Here is a 16,970-nt window from a genome sequence, read left to right as displayed (position 1 = left end):
TTTGGGGTAAGGCAGGGCAATGAACAGATATTGCCATTACCTGCCAGCGGACAAACCATTTCATGCTGTGAGTCTTCGCTAAAACCGCCATGTTACGCTATTCAAGCGGAGAGAGGAAACGCTCAGTTTTTTCGTTTGGCAAGGCGCGATGTTTTTTTTTGAGGCGGGTGCTGGACTCTTTGGTCCTGCCCCGCCTCAAAAAAAGCTAGCAACGTAGCCAAACGGAAAAAATCAGCGTTTCCTTAAAACTCCAGGTTGCCGGGGGTACGTGGAAATGGAATAACGTCGCGGATGTTGGTCACCCCGGTGAGCATCATAAGCAGGCGCTCAAAGCCCATGCCAAACCCGGCATGGGGCACGCTGCCAAAGCGGCGTAAATCCATGTACCACCAGTAGTGGGCAGGGTCTTGGCCCAGTTCCCGGATGCGCGCTTCCAGCACGTCCAGCCTGTCTTCACGCTGGCTACCACCAATGAGTTCGCCAATGCGCGGCACTAACACGTCCATAGCGGCCACGGTGGTGTTGTCGTCGTTCAAGCGCATGTAAAAGGCCTTAATGGTTTTGGGGTAGTCGTATACAATCACGGGCTTGGCAAAATGTTCTTCTGCCAGAAAGCGCTCATGCTCCGTTTGCAGGTCTGTACCAAAGGAAACAGGGAACTCAAAAGTTTTGCCGCATTGTTGCAGAATTTTCACCGCTTCCGTGTAGCTCACCCGGGCAAAGGGTTCGTTTACCAGGGTGGTGAGGCGTTTTTCCAGGTCTGTGTCTACAAACTTGTTGAACAGGTCAATGTCCGGGGCGCAGCGTTCCAGCACCCGCTTGACCACGGAGCGGGTCAGGCCTTCTGCAAGTTGCATGTTGTCTTCCAGGGTGGCAAAGGCCATTTCTGGCTCAATCATCCAAAATTCCGCAGCGTGGCGCGGGGTATTGGAGTTTTCTGCCCGGAAGGTGGGGCCAAACGTATAGACCTTGCCAAGGCCCAGAGCCAGGTTTTCTGCTTCAAGCTGGCCGGAAACCGTCAGGTTACATTCCTTGCCGAAAAAGTCGTGCTGGAACAGTTCTTGCGGGCTGGACTTGTGCCCTTCTTTGCTGGTGCCATCCTGGTTCAGGGTGGTTACGCGGAACATTTCCCCTGCGCCTTCACAGTCTGACCCCGTAAGAATGGGGCTGTGTACACCAAAAAAACCGTTCTCCCGGAAGTATTCATGTACGGCAAAGGCGGCTTCAGACCGAATGCGGAACAGGGCACCGTACTTGTTGGTACGCGGGCGCAGGTGGGCAATAGTGCGCAAAAATTCGTCGGAATGGCGCTTTTTCTGCAAAGGGAACGTTTCGGCGTCTGCTTCACCCAGCACGCTCATTTCTGCGGCGCGCACTTCCCACTTTTGCCCCTTGCCGGGAGAGGCGGTAAGGCTGCCGTGAATGGATACGGAAGCGCCGGTGGTGGCTTTTTCAATGTTGGCGTAGGCAGGGGTGCCTTCATCTACAATGGCCTGAATATTGGCAAGGCAAGAACCGTCGTTTATTTCCAGAAAGGAAAAGCCTTTGGAGTCGCGCCGGGTACGCACCCAGCCGCAAATATGAATGGTATCCATGGGGCCTTGTGCCGCAAGGGCCTGGCATACAGGGATACGGTTAGTAAACGGGCTGTTCATAGTATTCTCCTTAGCGTTGGGCAAGGGTCTGGGGAAATTTGTCGTATCAGAGGAATGGGGCGGCTTTGTTTGTATGTGCCGGGCATGCCCAGGCAAGCCAAGTTCCTTGTATTTGGGGGCTTCCCGTGGGGGAGATTACCCTGATTGGCACCTATTTGGCAAAGAACATTTTGCGTATCTGCTGTATGGATGAAAGCATTTCATCCGTTACAATGAATACGTTTGTGAGGGACAGAACCGAAATTGGCTTTTCTTTTTCAAAAAAGCACAGCAGCTTTCCAAAGAAAACTGCTGTGCCATAGGTGGGCTTTGTGTGCAAGAACGTGCGGGTTATACCAGTTGCGAATGCCACCCCTGGCTGGTGCTGCGCTCTCCATTTTCGCCATACAGCAGGCACTCTATACCAGGGCTGGCGGCGCACAAGGCAATGCTTTGGGTGGGGGGCATTAGGCAGAACGCGGTGGCCAGGGCGTCGGCTAATTCCGTAGTGGGGGCCACCACCGTAACCCCGGCAAGGCGCGGGCTTTGCCCGGTAAGGGGGTTTACCAGGTGGTGGGTGGAACCCATGGCGTCAAAGCGATTTTCATACCCGCCGGAGGTGGCAATGGCACCCGTGGCAAGGGCCACAGCTTCCGCCGGGTAGCCTTTGTGGGCGGGGTTTTCAATGCCAATAACCCACGGCGTTCCTTTGGGGGAATTGCCCTGCACGCGAATGTCGCCCCCAGCATTGACCATAAAGTTGCCTATGCCATGGGCAAGCAGCACGGCGCTGGCTGCGTCGGCAATGGTACCTTTGGCAATGCCATCTAAGGTAAGGCCCATGCCCCCCCTGGTCAGGCGAATGCTTTTGCCTTGCAGGGCAATAGCGGCAGGGTCTGCCAGGGCCATGGCTTCGTGCAGTTCATGGGTGTTTATTCTGGCTTTGAGAGCTGCTGTACTGCTGCGCCCAAACAAATCGACCAGGGGTTGCACCGCAGGGTTAAACAGGCCTTCTGTGATTTTGGCAAGGCCCATGGCCCGGTGCAGCAGGCTGGCAAGCTCCGGGGGGGCGTCTTTCAGGCTGCCCTGGCTGTTCAGGGTGCCAAGGGCAGAACTGCTAGTGTGCCTGCTATACACATCAATAAGGCGAACCATTTCCTGCTGTGCTGCGGCAAAGGCGGCAAGCACCAGTTCTTGTTGGGGGGCATGGGCCGTAAGGGTAACCATGGTGCCCATAAGCAGGTACGTTTCCTGGGTAATGGCGGGGGTGGTATTGCCGAGCAGGGCGTTGGCTGCGTGGGCCAGGGGGGCCGGCACCAGTTGCCCGGCAAGCACAGCTACCCCGGCAACACTTGCCCCGCGCAGAAAGGCTCTTCTATTTATGGTACGGTAGAGCATAGCTTCTCCTTCTGTTGCGGGAGTTACTCTTTGGGTTGACCTTGTGGGGCTGTTTCTTGTGCGGCCAGTGGGCTTGCCTTTGCATCCGTTCCCTCTTGTGTCGCGTCATCGTCTTTTTGTTCTTGCCCTAATTCCTGGGGAGAGGCAGCTTCATCTGTGCATATAAGGCCAGCAGGCCCATGCACACGCATGTTGCGCAGAATTTTGCGGCTACAGCTAGCCACGCAGGCTTCGCCACATTTGTCGCCATAGGCAAGGCAGGCATTGTGGTTAATTTCAATGCGGAAGTTGGTATAGCTGATAGCTTGGGCAGGGCATGCCTTTACGCACTGCAAGCAGTTTATACAGCCAACGGAGCACACATCGGCCACGTTTTTCATTTTTTCTTTGGTGGCGCAAAAACACATAACCCTTGCCCGCTGGGGAATTATTTGCAATATGCCGCGTGGGCAGGCACTAATGCAGCAACCGCAAGCTACACAGCGGGAGGTAATTACCTCAATAAGGTCGTCGCGCACCACCATGGCATCAAAGGGGCAGGCCCGCATGCAGTCGCCATAGCCAAGGCAGCTCCAACTGCACATGTAGGGCCCGCCTTCAAGCTGGGCCGCAGCAGAACAGGTGTTTACCCCAACGTAGTGGTAGCGGTGTTCCACCTGCCCTTCATGGCGGCTGCAACGACGAAAGCAAATCATGGGTTCAGTGGCAGTTACTGTTTTGCCGGAAATTTCCCCGACCTTGGTGGCAGTATCGTTCCCCCCCACCGTACACAGGTTGGCGGGTACATCTGGTGAGGCAAGCACTGCCTGGGCATAGGCTTCACACCCGGCATAGCCACACCCGCCGCAGTTGGCGCCGGGCAAAGCCTCCAGCACTGCTTCCACTCTGGGGTCTTCTTCCACCCGAAAGGCCAGGGAGGCGGCAACAAGGATAAGAGCAAGGATTAAGCCAATGCCGGCAAGGGTCAGTACGGATGTAAGAACCATGCTGTTTCCTTTGTAAAAAGCTTCGTACGTGGTGTGGTGCTACAGTGGTGGGCCATGCCCGTGCTGCGTGAGAACATTATCAGTGCGTTGCAGCTCGTAACTGTTACTATAGTCCTAATTATATGGCTTGTTGGCAACGCTCAGGTATTTGGTTTGGCAGGGCACGAGCTTTTTTTTGGAGCAGGAGCTGAAGGCTGAGGCCCAGGACGGGCCGAGTCAACTCTTCTGTCCTCGACTGTTTCAAAAAAAAGCCAGTAACGCCGCCAATCGGAATACCTCAGCGTTTCCCTAAATCATTCCCTTAAAGGCCATGAAACACAAAGACATAAGCCCTGCCATAATCAGCCCCAGGGGGGTTCCCTGCAAGGCGCGTGGTACACGGCACAGGGCAAATCGTTCCCGTATGCCAGCCATAAGAATAAGGGCCAGCATAAAACCCAGGGTCGCAAACAGGGTGTAGAGCACAGAGGTGCTGAAATCCATGGCGTCGCGCTGCACCAAAATGGCAAGGCCGAGCACGCAACAGTTGGTGGTAATAAGGGGCAGGTAAATACCCAGCGACTTGTACAGCGGGGGCATTATTTTTTTGAGAAACATTTCCACAAACTGCACAAGCCCTGCAATAATAAGAATAAAAACTATGGTTTGCAGGTAGCCAAGGGCAAATGGGTCCAGCACATATTTTTGCACAAGCCAGGTAACGGCAGTGGCCATAACAGCTACGAACATAACGGCCATGCCCATGCCAATGGAAACGCCTTTTTCCTTGGAACAACCAAGGTAAGGGCATTGCCCAAGAAATTGCGCCAACACAATGTTGTTTACAAACACTGCGCTAATGAACATTAAGAAATAGTCCATGGGGTACTCCTTATTCCGCTAAATCAGCGTTTGCTTAGCGTTGGCCTGTGGCACAACCAGAACACCCACCCTGGCACGAAGCATTTTCAGGTACTTCAAGCCCGGCCCTGCGTGCAGCCCAGGCTGTGTAAAAGTTCATCAGGGCTACTACAGTGCCAAGTGCCAGGAATGCCCCCGGTGCTTCCACCATTATGCCAAAGGGCTCAAACCCGTTCCACATGACATTGTGCCCAAAAATGCCCCCTGTGCCCAGCAATTCGCGGATGGAACCAATAAGGGTAAGGGCTATGGTAAAGCCCATGCCCATGCCCAGGCCGTCAGCCAGGGCCAAGTGCACCGGGTTTTTGGCAGCAAATGCTTCTGCCCTGCCAAGAATAATGCAGTTTACCACAATGAGCGGCACGAAAATGCCAAGCTGCTGGTAAAGCGGGTAGGTGAAGGCTTGCATAAGCAGTTCCACCGCCACCACCAGGGTGGCTGAAATGGCAATAAAACACACAATGCGCACTTTTTTGGGAATAATGCCGCGCACGGCGGAAATGAGCACGTTGGAAAGAACGAGCACAAAGATAACGGCAACGCCCATGCCCAACCCGTTTTCCGCCGACTTGGTGACCGCCAGGGTGGGGCACAGCCCAAGTACAACCCGGAAGGGAGGAATTTCCTTCCATAGCCCTTTGGAGAATTCTTGCCACATAGATGCCATAATTGCCTCCCGAGAGCATTTTGGCTTTGAAAATATCCATGCATCTCTTCACAAGATGATTGAATTTCTCGCAGAATTCAGTGAGGTAGCAAAATAAAACGGCACGCTTGGCGAGTGTTCGCTACGCGTACACTGAGCATTTTAACGTTGCAATGCCCTAAGGCCAAAGCTGGCTGATTTGCGGTTTCAGCTCTTTATACAGCGTTGCGGCCTGTTGCACAGCCAGCACCGTGCCCGTGGAAGAAATGGTTGCGCCAGAAACAGCGTCGATGGTGCCACCGGCAGACTTTAACGCTATTTCCAACCCTTTGCCGGGGAATTGCCCGGTAAACCTAGGTTGGGCCACGTTGGTGCCCAGGCCGGGGGTTTCCTTCATTTGGGTAATGCCAATACCAAGCAACACATCGCGCTGCACATCAAAACCCACCATAACGCCAATGTTGCCGCCATAGCCCTTGCCCTGTGTTTCCAGGGCAACCCCCACCAGTTTACCTTCTACCCGAAAGGGAAACACGGTGGTAAGGCCAGTGCTGAGGGCCACTTCCTTGCGTTCTTCAATGGGGTTGTTGGTGGCAGCGGGGAACACATTGCGTATGGTTGGCCCCTGGACATATCTCAGCACCTGGCTTTCAATAATGGGCTGTGTGGTTTGCTTCAAGTAGGAAAGAGCAAACCCGGAAATGCCGCAAATAACAGAAAGCACCACTATCATGCTTGCTATTTCACGCATGCTACTTCCTCCCGCCCCAGGGAACAGGGCGAATCATGTCCAGCAACGGGGTAAACAGGTTGGCCAGCAAAATGGCGAAGGGGGCACCATCAAGGTGTGTGCCATAGGCCCGAATAAGCACTGTCATGGCCCCTGCCAAAACACCAAACAGGGCAATGCCCCATATGGAAAATGGGGAGGAGGGGTGGTCGGTTGCCAGAAAGAAAGCGGCAAATACAGTGCTGCCGGTAAGCAGGTACAGCTCTGGCGCAATGTAGCGGGCAGGGTCAATGTGCCACAGTAAAAAGCCAAGGGCATACACGGTAAGCAGGTAGGCTACCGGAATTTCCCAGCGCACGGCCCTGCGGGCCACCAGAAAAATACCCCCAAGCAGCAGGGCACCAATATAGACGCTGCCAAGGCCGCCAAGCTGTTCACCCATAAGCAGAGCTTTGTATGTTTCCGGGGAAATGCTTTGGGTGCCAAAAAATTTCAGGCGTAGCAGGGGGTCGAGGAAGTCGGTATTCAGCACCATGGCGCTTGGGTTCATGTACTTGGGCCAGGAAATGCTGAGGCAGGCCCAGCCCACCAGGGGGGTGCACAACGGGTTTGCCCCAAGGCCCCCAAACACATGTTTGCCCAAAATCATGGAAAGCGCAGCGCCCACAGTAACCAGCCACCAGGGGGCCTGGACTGGTAACATAAAGGCCAGTAGCAGGCCGGAAATAAGGGCTGTGCCGTCTTCAATGCGCAATTTCTGCCCAGCAATGCGTACGCACATGGCTTCTACCAGCACGCTTACCCCGGCAGCCAGGGCCATTACCCGAAATGCCGCAACCCCGTGGGCCATAAGGGCCAGAATCATGGCTGGTGCCAGGGCCAGCAAGGTGTCGCGCATCATACCATGAATGGTGACGCCATTATGTATGTATGGTGGTGTTTCTACCACAAAAAGCGGTTTGAGGGAGGTGATGTCTGTTTGAGGCATTATCCTGTTCTCCTTCCCGTAGTCGTGCATGCGGCGGTGGTATCAAACCAGAGCATGTTACGTTGTGCGTCTGTTGCCGCTAGGTGCGCTGTTACTGTAAGGCAGTGGCTACAGCGGCAACCTGCGCTGGAGCGTTTCAATTCCCAGGGCCTTTTTGGCGTTGCGGAAGTACTGCTGCATAGGGCGGCAGGCAGGGCATACATAGCCGCACAACCCGCATTCAATACAGCGGTTCAGGTATTCCTTGGTGCACCCTTCATACTGTTCAAATTCCGCATAACGGCTAAGCATGTTGGGGCGCAGGCGCATGGGGCAGGCATAAATGCACGCACCGCAGTTAATGCAGGGGTTATCTTCCAGCGGGGGTTTGCTTTTGGCGGGTATGTGCAGCAACGCTTCGCTGTCTTTATCAATACCGCGGCGCAGAACAGAAAGCGCTTGCCCGCGCATGGCCCCGCCAAGTACCACCGTGTCGCCGGGCTTTACGCTTACCAGGGCAGCGTCCAGCAGTGTTTGCACAGGGGTGCCCACAGGCACCAGAAAGTTGCGGCCTTGCACGGAAAGAACCGTGCGGGTGCGCGGCAACCCGGAGCTGGCAACAAGGCCCAGGCCAAACAGGTCGTGCAGGCGCACCATGGTTATGTCTGCGCTGCTCTCCTTGCCTGTGAGGCTTTTAATAAGGGGGCGGGCCAGGCTGATGGGGTATTCCGGCTTCACAAAGTGGTTGCGGACGCCATCCAGGCTGCTGTGGCTGCCCGCAGGCAGGGCCAGCACATATTCGGTGGCGGGGGAAAGGCGTTTGACCAGGGCAAGTGCTGCTTCCAGAATTTCCTTGTGGCTGCTTAAAACTTCTTCTGCGTACACCATGCCCGGTTCCGGGTTCAGCCCGTTAATAACAAAGGTTTTGCAGGGTCGGGTAAAGGGCCGCACGGAAACCCCAAGCTCTTTTAAGGCGCTGCACAGGGCTTGTTCGTCCAACCCGGAAAGGTCAACGGGGGCCACTGGCTGACTCCCTTCCGGTGGTGTTTCGGAGCAGGTAATTTCTATATGCCGGGTTGTAATATCTTTTATTACCCCATGGCAGGGGGCGTGTATTTCACCCAGGGACATATCAGGGTGCACAGCAAGCAGTGTGTTGGCTGCAACGGCCACACGTTTTTTAATGCCAGGGGCTGGGGTATGCCCGCGCAGGGGAACAAGCAGGGTGGTAATGCCGTGCAGTTCTTCCAGGGGGCGTTTGTCTGGTACAGTAAGAATAAACGGTAACTTCATGGTGCTTTCCCCCTACATGTGGCACTGTTGGCAGGCTTTGCTGGGCGGCCCTTTTTTCACTTTTTCATGGCAACCAGCGCAACTTGCGTGGAAGGCATCCATGCGGCCTGGCATTTCGGCGTGGCATTCCTTGCAGCCGCTAAATTCCAACTTGGCCACAGCCTGGGGGGAAAGGGTAGCGTCGCTTGTGGGCAGGCTTTCCGTGTGGTGGCAGGCCACGCATGTGGCGCCGCCGTCATTTTTGTTGGCAAAGCGTTGCTTGTGGCTTTCTTTAAAGGTCGGGTTTTCGGCTGCGCCGTGGCAGTCTGCACAGGCAAAAACCTTGGAGGGGTCTTGCTTTTGTGCGTCGCTCAGTTCCCGCTCAGGAATATTGAGGTCGTGGTGGCAGGTGGCGCATGTGCTTGCCTCATATTTGGTATGGGCAGCATGGGTAAACACAACAAAGCCGCCACTGTTGGGCAGCAAAATGCGGTGCGGCAGCGCGGGGGTGGGGGTTGGCAGGGCATAGGCAACCAGCGCCACTGCAACCAGCGCCAAACCCAGAATAGCCATTTGTTTTGACTGCTTTTTCAAAACGCCTCCTTCAGCAATACCAAGAGCAGGCTTGCACGTTTCAGGAAAAAAACAAGGAGAGCCAGGGAAATAAAAGTGAACGTGCAGGCGCACATAGAGGGCACCATGGCACAGGCAGGGGTATGCCCGCCCGGGGCGGGAAGTGGCAATGCATATCCCTAGTTGCTGGTGTATACTACGGTGATTAGGGGTTTTAATCAATACTAAATAACAGCTATTGCAAAATAGCCTTGGGCGGCTTCCTGTAATGAACGTAGTTCGCAAACGCAGTTTTGGATTGGTCTGAAAGGATGATGAATTCACAGGGAGTACTTGTGGCATACATCAGCCGAGTTTTGGAGGAACAAGGCATAGCAGACTTCCGGCCTAGGGCTTTCGTGTTCTTTCCTAACCTATAGTAATGATGCGCGTGGCTGCCCGTTGCTTTTGCCATCCAGTGCCCTTGGGCACAGCATGTTATAGCAGGGAGTGCCACTTATTATGCTGCCCTGTGAAATCATTGGCAGTGTGTGTTTGCAGGGGGAAGCAGCACCCCAATTTCAGGTGAAATTACTTGACATGGAAGCAAGAATGGGGGAATAAGTGGGGAAAAGTGGTAAAGAGTGGTAAGTGAAGGCCTGTTCGCCTTCTTGTTACCTACCCTGAATCTTCCACACCAACTCCCACACGAGCAGGACAAGGCATGTATTTCAGAGGCCGTTCACTTCGTCAGTTAGACCCCAAAGGCAGGCTTATGCTTACACCGGACTTTCGCAGTGCGGTGGCAGCCCATAGCCCGGAGGGGCGAGTGGTGCTTACCACTTATGATGACTGCGTGGTGGGGTTTCCGTTTCCTGCGTGGGAAGAATTTGAGCAGAAGATAAACCGCATTGCCAACCCGGCCCGTAGCGTACGCGATTTTCGCCGGCTGGTGCTTGGCGGGGCGGAAGAAATGGAACTGGACCCGCAAGGCCGCATACGCCTTTCCAGAGAACATATGCAGTATGCAGGCATTGGCAAGGAAGTGGTGCTTATGGGCCAGGGGCCTCGTTTTGAGGTTTGGGCACCAGAACGCCTGGCACCAGTTTTACAACAAAGTTTTGACGACGTTGCCGGGCAGATAGCTGCTTCTGGTATCGATTTTGGATTCTAAAAATGGGCAAAAAACGCACTCCCTCTTCACGCACGGCTGAAACAGCCGCCACGCCAGCCACTTCGGTAACTACCCCGGTGGCAGTGGAGCTGTTTCAAGGTTCTGCGCACATTCCCGTGCTGTATGAAGAAGTACTTTCCTTTTTGCCTTTGCGCGCAGGCTTGCGCATTGTGGACGGCACCCTGGGGCTGGGGGGGCATTCTTCCGGCTTGCTGGGGCGGGCCACGGCCCAGGGCTTTACCGACGCTTCCTTGTTGGCTCTGGATAGGGATACACAAGCTATTTCTTTAGCGGCGCAGCGTCTTTCCGCATACGCAGGGCAAGTGCGCACCATGCACCGCTGTTTTTCTCAGGTGGAAGAAGCCCTGGACGAAGTCGGGTGGGACTTGGTGGACTTTGCTCTGGTGGATATTGGTGTTTCTTCCCTGCAAATTGACACGGCAGAGCGTGGGTTCAGCTTTGTGCATGATGGCCCCCTGGATATGCGCATGGACACGGGCGCTGGGCAAAATGCTGCCGTTTTTGTGAACAAGGCCCCGGTGGCCCGCCTTGCCCAGGTTATTGCGGAATATGGGGAAGAGCCCATGGCAGGGAAAATTGCACGGGCCATTGATGATGCCCGCAGCATAGGCCCCATTGAAACAACAGCCCACCTTGCCCGTGTGGTGGAACAAGCTTACCCGGCAAAGTGGCGTGCCAAGGCCCGCAACCACCCCGCAACGCGCACCTTTCAGGCCTTGCGCATGGTGGTAAATGACGAATTGGGCGAACTTGAGCGATTTTTGCATGGCATTGTGCCGCGTTTGCGCCCAGGGGGGCGGGTGGCTGTTATTACCTTCCACTCCCTTGAAGACCGCATCGTAAAGCATTTTTACCGTGATGAAGCAATAGCCTGCGTATGCCCACCGCACATTCCGGTGTGTGCGTGCAGCAAGGTGCCCACCTTACAGGTGCTTACCCGCAAGCCTGTGTGCGCCGCACCGGCGGAAGCTGCGGCAAACCCACGCGCTTCTTCAGCTAAGTTACGTGTGGCGGAACGGGTGTAGTATGGCCCTTAAGCAGTTGCAGCCAGAAGCCGAGGCCACAGGGGCTGACCACAGGGGCATTTTACCCCTGGTGCTTGCTGTGTTGTTTTTTCTTGCCCTGGCTCTTTTTTTGGTATGGTTGAACATTGAGCGTACAAAACTGGCGTACAGCGTACAGACGTTGCAAAATGAAGTAGACGCCCGTTGGGAATTGCAAAGCAAATTGCTGGTGGAGCGAGACCACCTGCTTTCCCCCCAGCAACTGGGTAACAGGGCGGCAACCATGGGGCTGCAAATTGCCAAACCAGGGCAAATTCGGCGCATGGACCCTTCCCCTGCTGCAAACAAAACATCCTTGCAAGGAAAGTAAATACCAATGGTTTTTTTGAAGCGACGCCCCCCCCGAGAGACGAAACGTCCCTCCCGAGAGGCAAAACGCCCCTCCCGTGCCCAAACAGCAAACAGAACAAAGGCTGAAGCCCCCAGAGCACCTGTAGAAAGCAGCGTGCGGCGGCTTTGGCTTGTTGGTATTTTATTTAGCATATTGTTTGTTGCGTTGTGGTACAGAGCCTTTGAATTGCAAGTGATTATGGGGGAAGACCTAGCAGCCAAGGCAACCCGCCAGCACACCGCCAAGGAAACCCTGGTGGGAGTGCGCGGGAGCATTCTCGATAGAAATGGTAACTACCTTGCCCGCAGTGTGGACAGTTCTTCCATTTGGGCAAACCCCCAACTGGTGCAAGACAAGGCCACCACCGTAGCGGTACTTTCAAAAATACTTGAAGTGGAACCTGGCCGGGTAGAAAAGTTGCTGGACCCGCGCAAGCGCTTCGTGTGGATTGTGCGGAAAGTGAATGACACCGTGGCAAAGCAGGTGAAGGAAGCTTCCTTGCCAGGCATTGGCCTTTCCCCGGAGTTTGAGCGTATTTACCCCTACAAAACCCTGGCAGGGCAATTGCTTGGGTTTGTGAACGTGGACGATAAGGGCATTGAAGGGTTGGAAAAAGCCCTGGAAGAAACCTTAAGCGCCTCGCGCATTCGCCAGATTATTCAGCGCGACGCTGTGGGGCGGCGGCTTGGCAGCACCGGGGGTGATATCAGTGACCTGCGCGGTGACGACATCCGCCTGACCATTGATTCCCAGGTACAATTCATTGCAGAAGAAGCCCTGGCCGAAGGGGTGGAAAAGTACGGTGCCAAATGGGGCGGCTGCCTTGTGGTGGACGTGCCCACAGGGGATATTCTGGCCTGGGCGCAGTACCCGTTTTTCGACCCCAACAAGCCAGGGGATTTTACCGAAGCCGTGCGTAAAAACCGTCTGGCTACCGATGCCCTGGAACAAGGTTCCACCATCAAATCATTCCTTATTGCTTCTGCTCTTGAAGAAAAGGTGGTCACCCCCACAACGGAAATTTTCTGTGAAAACGGTAAATGGAAGTTTGGCAGCTACACTATTCATGACACGCACTCCTACGGCGCACTGCTGGTGAGCAAAATTTTGCACGTTTCCAGCAACATTGGGGTGGCTAAAATCGGTTTCAAACTTGGGGCGGAGCGGTATTATAATTACCTGCGTCGCCTTGGTTTTGGTCAGGTTACTGATTTGCCCCTTGCCGGGCAGTCGCGTGGTATTTTGCGCCCGGCCAGCAAATGGCATGAAATTGATACCGCCACAGCCTCTTTCGGCCAAAGCTTTTCCGCTACGCTTGCCCAAATGGCCCAGGCTTACCTGTACCTTGCCAACGATGGTGTGGACAAAAAATTGCGTCTTGTTATCAATGATCCCGCTTCCCAAAACCAGGAAGATGGTTCTACTGATGGTAAGCCCGTGGCAGAGAAAGGAAAAGATGCAGAGCGCATTTTTTCACCGGAAACCATGCGTCAGGTGCGCGCCATGCTGCGTGAGGTGGTGGAAGAAGAAGGGGGCACAGGCAAGGCTGCGCGTATTCCCGGCATCATTGTGGGGGGGAAAACAGGCACAGCGCAAAAGGCAGACCGTTCCGGCAAATACGGTTCTGGCCGCGTAGGTTCTTTTGTGGGCATGTTGCCCATTAACCAGCCCCGCTACCTTGTGTGTGTGCTTATGGATGAACCCACCAAGAACCAGTACGGTGGTATTATTGCCGCCCCTGTGTTCCGCGATGTGGCCCTGCGCACCATGGCCTACCATGGGTTGCTGCCAGATTCTGACGACCCGCTGGTAAAAGCCGTGGCAGAAAAGGAACAACAACGCCGCAAAAAAGCCTTTGGCAAGAACGAGGCAGCCAAAACACCTGGTGCTGAAAATGCCACAGCCCAGGCTGAAACCGATTTGCAAACTGCTGCTGGTCCTGTTTCAGTGGAGCAAAAGCCCCAGCGCCGGGTAATGCGCCGTGTTGTTTCTTCCAAACCCTCAGCCACGGTGCCAGACGTCATTGGCCTTGGGGTGAGCAAAGCGGCGGAAGTGTTTTCCGCCCAGGGGGTTGTGCCGGAATTTCAAGGAAAGGGCGGGTTTGTGGTGCGTCAAACGCCTACCCCCGGTTCACCGTGGCCGGAAAACAAGCAGGGCTGTGTGCTGTGGTTGGAGGATACTTCCATATGACAAACCAGGAAATGCAACAACTTTGTCAGCGCCTTGCCCAAGGGGAATTGACTGTAACAGACAGTTCGCGCTTTGCCGGGCCTGATACCGTGTTTGTAGCCCTGCCAGCCCCCCAGCCTAATGGCACCACGTTGCCCGAAGGGTTGAGCGGGGGAGAAGGGTATGCTGTGCAGGCAGCCCAAGCCGGGGCCGTGGCCGTGGTGTGCCGTGTGGCCGTTGCCCCGTTGCTGCGTGCTGCGCTGGAGGCGTTTCCTGCTTGCCAGGTACTGCCGGTGGATAACGTGCGCGAAGCCCTTGGGCAAATGGCCCGCCTGGGGTTTCCCAAGCATAACGGTTTGCCTAAAGTTATTGGCATTACGGGCACCAATGGTAAAACTACCGTCAGTTACCTGCTGGAATATCTGCTAACCCAGGCGGGAAAATCTGCCGGGGTGCTGGGCACCGTGGCCTACCGCTGGCCAGGACATTATGAGGAAGCCCCCCTTACCACTCCTGGGTGCTTGGCCCTGCATTCACTGCTTGCCCGCATGGGGGCAAGTGGCGTGGAATATGCGGTGATGGAGGTTTCCTCCCACGCGCTGGACCAAAGCAGGGTGGCGGGCATTGATTTTTCTGCGGGGCTGTTTACCAACCTTACGCAAGACCACCTGGACTACCACCCGGACATGGAACATTACTTTGCCGCCAAGGCCCGGCTGTTCCACACCCCGGAAGCTGGCGGCACTCCCCTGGCAGGCAAAACCCTGGCCTGCAATATAGATGACGCCCACGGCTTGCGGTTATTCCGGGAAGTACCCACGGCCATTGGCTTTGGTTTAACCCACCCTGTTGGGGAACAGGCCGAGCGCACCCTGCACGGCACTGTGCTGGAACACAATCCTTCTGGCCTGCGTCTTGGTATGCAGTTTGGCAGCCAGCGCTGGGAAATTCATTCACCGTTGGTGGGGGCGTTTAATGCTTCCAACCTGCTAGCCGCCCAGGCAGTTTTGCTTGGTCTTGGCTTTGATGCGGCACTGTTTCAGACCCTTTCCCATTTTCCCGGTGTGCCGGGGCGGCTGCAACGGGTGCCTAGCGCCCAGGGAATTAGCGCCTTTGTGGACTACGCCCACACCCCTGATGCGCTGATCAATGTGCTTTCCACCCTGCGGGAAGTGGGTTTTCACCGAATTATTACGGTATTTGGCTGCGGTGGCAATCGGGATGCTACCAAGCGTCCGCTTATGGGCAAGGCCGTGGCTGCATTCAGCGACATTGCCGTACTGACATCTGATAACCCCCGCAAGGAAAACCCGGAAGCCATTATGGCAGCGGTGCTGCCAGGGCTGACAGGGGTGGGCAGCATTGTAGAAGTGGTGCAGGAACCAGACAGGCGTAAGGCCCTTGCCCTGGCAGTGGCCATGGCGCGCCCTGGCGACGCCTTGCTTGTGGCGGGCAAGGGGCATGAAACATACCAAATTATTGGCCATGAGAAGCACCCGTTTTGTGACGTAACCATTCTTCGGGAGCTTTTGGCATGAGGCTGACCCTGCTTGAAATTGCATTTGCCCTTGGTTGTGGCACTGTTCTTGAAAATGCTGACGCCTGGGGGGGAGCTGCCTGTGAGGCCTTGGCGGAATCTGGCCTGTTGCCTGAAGCCTTGCACCATGTATGCCCCACAGGGGCAGCCATAGACAGCCGGGAAGTCACTCCTGGGTGCCTGTTTTTTTGCTTTCGCGGGGAACGGGTAGACGGCCACGATTTTGCCAGGGACGCAGCAAAAAATGGTGCCCTGGCCATTGTTGCGGAACACAACCCCTTTGTTGATGCATTGGGGAATGTGGAACACGGTATGCCCCCGGTGCTGGTGGTGCCCAATGTAACCGTTGCCTTGCAGCGCCTTGCTAAAAGCCATAGGGAAACCAGCCTGGCCAAGGTGGTGGGTATTACCGGTACAGCAGGGAAAACATCCGTTAAAGATGTGCTGGTGCAAGTGCTGGCAAGCCATGCCCAAACGTCATGTAACCGTAAAAATTTCAATAATGGCATCGGGTTGCCCCTTTCCATGCTGAATGCTTCAGCAGAGGCTACCTTTTGGGTTATGGAAGTGGGCATCAGCCAGCCGCATGATATGGACGAACTTGGACAATTGCTGGAACCAGACATTGCCCTGGTGCTTAACGTGGGAGCCGGACATACTGAGGGCCTTGGCGATAAAGGGGTAGCCCACTACAAATCACGTCTGTTCCGGTATGTGGAAAAAGGCGGCACTGTTTTGTACAATGCGGACTACCCGGATTTGGTGGCCGAAGTGAGTGCCATGGAAGGATTTCTTCAATCTAAAAGTATTGTTGCCCAGGCCTTTTCCGGTACGGCAGGCAAGGCTGCCTATTGTGCCCGGTTTGTACCGGAACAGCCAGGGCAGTATGCTTTACAGGTTGATGGCAAAAGAGTGGCTGTAGCTGCTCCCTTTATGGGGCCTTATGGGGCGGAAAATGTTGCGGCCATTTTTGCAGTGGCAACATTGCTTGGTTTGCAACCAGAAGCCATTGTGAAAGGGCTTTCCCAGGCCACGTTGCCGGAACAGCGCTTTACCAAGCGTCAGGTTGGTCCTTTTACCCTGGTAGACGACAGCTACAACGCCAACCCTCTTTCCATGAGCCGTATGATTGAAGCGGCAACGCTCATGGCAAAAAATGCCGCGGTGCCGCTGGTTTTGGTGCTGGGGGAAATGGGTGAGCTAGGCAGTGTTGCTCCTTCTGCCCATGAAGCGCTGGGAAAAGCCATTGCTGCCAGCGGTGCCTGCCTGGTGTTCTGGAAGGGTGGTTACGGGGAAAATGTGCGGGCAGGTTTGAAGCAGGGCGACTTCCATGGACATTTTTATCCGGTTTTGGGCGGGCAGGATTTTTTTGGCTTGCTGGAAGAACTGGAGTTGAAGCATGGCGTGTTTTTGTTCAAAGGCTCGCGCATGAACAGGCTAGAACGATTGGTGGAGGTCTTTACCAACCAGTTTGGAGCATAGGGTAACGCCCCGCGTTGTTACAAGCTTGGTGGCATTCCAGTGGTCCCTTTCTCATGTCACCACCTCAAAAAAATCATTGGCAACCTCTTGCTTTGCATGGCGTTTGT

15 protein-coding genes are annotated in these 16,970 nt (G+C 55.1%); 6 read left to right on the top strand and 9 right to left on the bottom strand.

What is annotated here, in order from left to right; translation table 11 throughout:
* Positions 1 to 242: 242 nt before the first annotated feature.
* The 9 genes from asnS to G497_RS18995 form a co-directional block, all read right to left on the bottom strand.
* A complete protein-coding gene (gene asnS, locus G497_RS0105100) occupies positions 243 to 1,655 on the bottom strand; it encodes an asparagine--tRNA ligase (protein ID WP_051257853.1) in 1,413 nt (470 codons plus the stop codon).
* Positions 1,656 to 1,985: 330 nt separating this feature from the next.
* Positions 1,986 to 3,032, bottom strand: a complete 1,047-nt coding sequence (locus G497_RS0105090; RefSeq protein WP_027187348.1) for an FAD:protein FMN transferase — start codon at positions 3,030 to 3,032, stop codon at positions 1,986 to 1,988.
* 23 nt (positions 3,033 to 3,055) lie between these two features.
* Positions 3,056 to 4,018: an RnfABCDGE type electron transport complex subunit B gene (gene rnfB / locus G497_RS16815; RefSeq protein ID WP_084516000.1), complete on the bottom strand. Its 963-nt coding sequence runs from the start codon at positions 4,016 to 4,018 to the stop codon at positions 3,056 to 3,058.
* A gap of 288 nt (positions 4,019 to 4,306) precedes the next feature.
* A complete protein-coding gene (locus tag G497_RS0105075) occupies positions 4,307 to 4,879 on the bottom strand; it encodes an electron transport complex protein RnfA (protein WP_027187347.1) in 573 nt (190 codons plus the stop codon).
* 34 nt (positions 4,880 to 4,913) lie between these two features.
* Positions 4,914 to 5,585, bottom strand: coding sequence for an electron transport complex subunit RsxE (rsxE, locus tag G497_RS0105070; RefSeq protein ID WP_027187346.1), 672 nt, complete (start codon positions 5,583 to 5,585; stop codon positions 4,914 to 4,916).
* 157 nt (positions 5,586 to 5,742) lie between these two features.
* Positions 5,743 to 6,315: an RnfABCDGE type electron transport complex subunit G gene (rnfG, locus tag G497_RS0105065; protein ID WP_027187345.1), complete on the bottom strand. Its 573-nt coding sequence runs from the start codon at positions 6,313 to 6,315 to the stop codon at positions 5,743 to 5,745.
* Position 6,316: 1 nt separating this feature from the next.
* Complete coding sequence (locus G497_RS0105060; RefSeq protein ID WP_027187344.1) at positions 6,317 to 7,282, bottom strand: RnfABCDGE type electron transport complex subunit D; 966 nt, start codon at positions 7,280 to 7,282, stop codon at positions 6,317 to 6,319.
* A gap of 108 nt (positions 7,283 to 7,390) precedes the next feature.
* Positions 7,391 to 8,554 carry a 4Fe-4S dicluster domain-containing protein gene (locus G497_RS16810; protein WP_051257852.1) on the bottom strand — a complete coding sequence of 388 codons (1,164 nt, stop codon included), beginning with the start codon at positions 8,552 to 8,554 and terminating at the stop codon, positions 7,391 to 7,393.
* Positions 8,555 to 8,566: 12 nt separating this feature from the next.
* On the bottom strand, positions 8,567 to 9,127 hold the full coding sequence (locus G497_RS18995) for a cytochrome c3 family protein (RefSeq protein WP_027187343.1): 561 nt from the start codon (positions 9,125 to 9,127) through the stop codon (positions 8,567 to 8,569).
* A gap of 682 nt (positions 9,128 to 9,809) precedes the next feature.
* On the opposite strand from G497_RS18995, the gene G497_RS0105035 reads away from it, so the two are divergent.
* The 6 genes from G497_RS0105035 to G497_RS0105010 all read left to right on the top strand — a co-directional run bounded on the left by G497_RS0105035 (position 9,810) and on the right by G497_RS0105010 (position 16,863).
* Complete coding sequence (locus tag G497_RS0105035; protein ID WP_027187342.1) at positions 9,810 to 10,259, top strand: division/cell wall cluster transcriptional repressor MraZ; 450 nt, start codon at positions 9,810 to 9,812, stop codon at positions 10,257 to 10,259.
* 2 nt (positions 10,260 to 10,261) lie between these two features.
* Positions 10,262 to 11,305 carry a 16S rRNA (cytosine(1402)-N(4))-methyltransferase RsmH gene (gene rsmH, locus G497_RS0105030; RefSeq protein WP_084515998.1) on the top strand — a complete coding sequence of 348 codons (1,044 nt, stop codon included), beginning with the start codon at positions 10,262 to 10,264 and terminating at the stop codon, positions 11,303 to 11,305.
* Between the two features lies 1 nt (position 11,306).
* Positions 11,307 to 11,654, top strand: a complete 348-nt coding sequence (locus G497_RS0105025) for a hypothetical protein (protein ID WP_051257851.1) — start codon at positions 11,307 to 11,309, stop codon at positions 11,652 to 11,654.
* Between the two features lie 213 nt (positions 11,655 to 11,867).
* Positions 11,868 to 13,865: a penicillin-binding transpeptidase domain-containing protein gene (locus tag G497_RS16800; protein WP_245576346.1), complete on the top strand. Its 1,998-nt coding sequence runs from the start codon at positions 11,868 to 11,870 to the stop codon at positions 13,863 to 13,865.
* A complete protein-coding gene (locus tag G497_RS0105015) occupies positions 13,862 to 15,382 on the top strand; it encodes a UDP-N-acetylmuramoyl-L-alanyl-D-glutamate--2,6-diaminopimelate ligase (protein ID WP_245576345.1) in 1,521 nt (506 codons plus the stop codon). The genes G497_RS16800 and G497_RS0105015 overlap by 4 nt, the downstream gene beginning before the upstream one ends.
* Complete coding sequence (locus G497_RS0105010) at positions 15,379 to 16,863, top strand: UDP-N-acetylmuramoyl-tripeptide--D-alanyl-D-alanine ligase (RefSeq protein ID WP_027187338.1); 1,485 nt, start codon at positions 15,379 to 15,381, stop codon at positions 16,861 to 16,863. Before G497_RS0105015 ends, G497_RS0105010 begins: the two co-directional genes overlap by 4 nt.
* The last annotated feature ends 107 nt before the right edge of the window (positions 16,864 to 16,970 follow it).

Origin of the sequence: Desulfovibrio cuneatus DSM 11391 (assembly GCF_000430005.1) — a bacterium.
GTDB lineage: Bacteria > Desulfobacterota > Desulfovibrionia > Desulfovibrionales > Desulfovibrionaceae > Frigididesulfovibrio > Frigididesulfovibrio cuneatus.
This window is presented reverse-complemented; position numbering and strand designations above follow the sequence as displayed.

What these genes read in the sequence shown, in the direction of transcription:
- rnfB (WP_084516000.1), bottom strand. Translation starts at nt 4,018, where the DNA reads ATGGTTCTTACATCCGTACTGACCCTTGCCGGCATTGGCTTAATCCTT.
- G497_RS0105060 (WP_027187344.1), bottom strand. Translation starts at nt 7,282, where the DNA reads ATGCCTCAAACAGACATCACCTCCCTCAAACCGCTTTTTGTGGTAGAA.
- rsxE (WP_027187346.1), bottom strand. Translation starts at nt 5,585, where the DNA reads ATGGCATCTATGTGGCAAGAATTCTCCAAAGGGCTATGGAAGGAAATT.
- G497_RS0105090 (WP_027187348.1), bottom strand. Translation starts at nt 3,032, where the DNA reads ATGCTCTACCGTACCATAAATAGAAGAGCCTTTCTGCGCGGGGCAAGT.
- rnfG (WP_027187345.1), bottom strand. Translation starts at nt 6,315, where the DNA reads ATGCGTGAAATAGCAAGCATGATAGTGGTGCTTTCTGTTATTTGCGGC.
- G497_RS0105015 (WP_245576345.1), top strand. Translation starts at nt 13,862, where the DNA reads ATGACAAACCAGGAAATGCAACAACTTTGTCAGCGCCTTGCCCAAGGG.
- G497_RS16810 (WP_051257852.1), bottom strand. Translation starts at nt 8,554, where the DNA reads ATGAAGTTACCGTTTATTCTTACTGTACCAGACAAACGCCCCCTGGAA.
- asnS (WP_051257853.1), bottom strand. Translation starts at nt 1,655, where the DNA reads ATGAACAGCCCGTTTACTAACCGTATCCCTGTATGCCAGGCCCTTGCG.
- G497_RS0105035 (WP_027187342.1), top strand. Translation starts at nt 9,810, where the DNA reads ATGTATTTCAGAGGCCGTTCACTTCGTCAGTTAGACCCCAAAGGCAGG.
- rsmH (WP_084515998.1), top strand. Translation starts at nt 10,262, where the DNA reads ATGGGCAAAAAACGCACTCCCTCTTCACGCACGGCTGAAACAGCCGCC.
- G497_RS0105010 (WP_027187338.1), top strand. Translation starts at nt 15,379, where the DNA reads ATGAGGCTGACCCTGCTTGAAATTGCATTTGCCCTTGGTTGTGGCACT.
- G497_RS0105075 (WP_027187347.1), bottom strand. Translation starts at nt 4,879, where the DNA reads ATGGACTATTTCTTAATGTTCATTAGCGCAGTGTTTGTAAACAACATT.
- G497_RS0105025 (WP_051257851.1), top strand. Translation starts at nt 11,307, where the DNA reads ATGGCCCTTAAGCAGTTGCAGCCAGAAGCCGAGGCCACAGGGGCTGAC.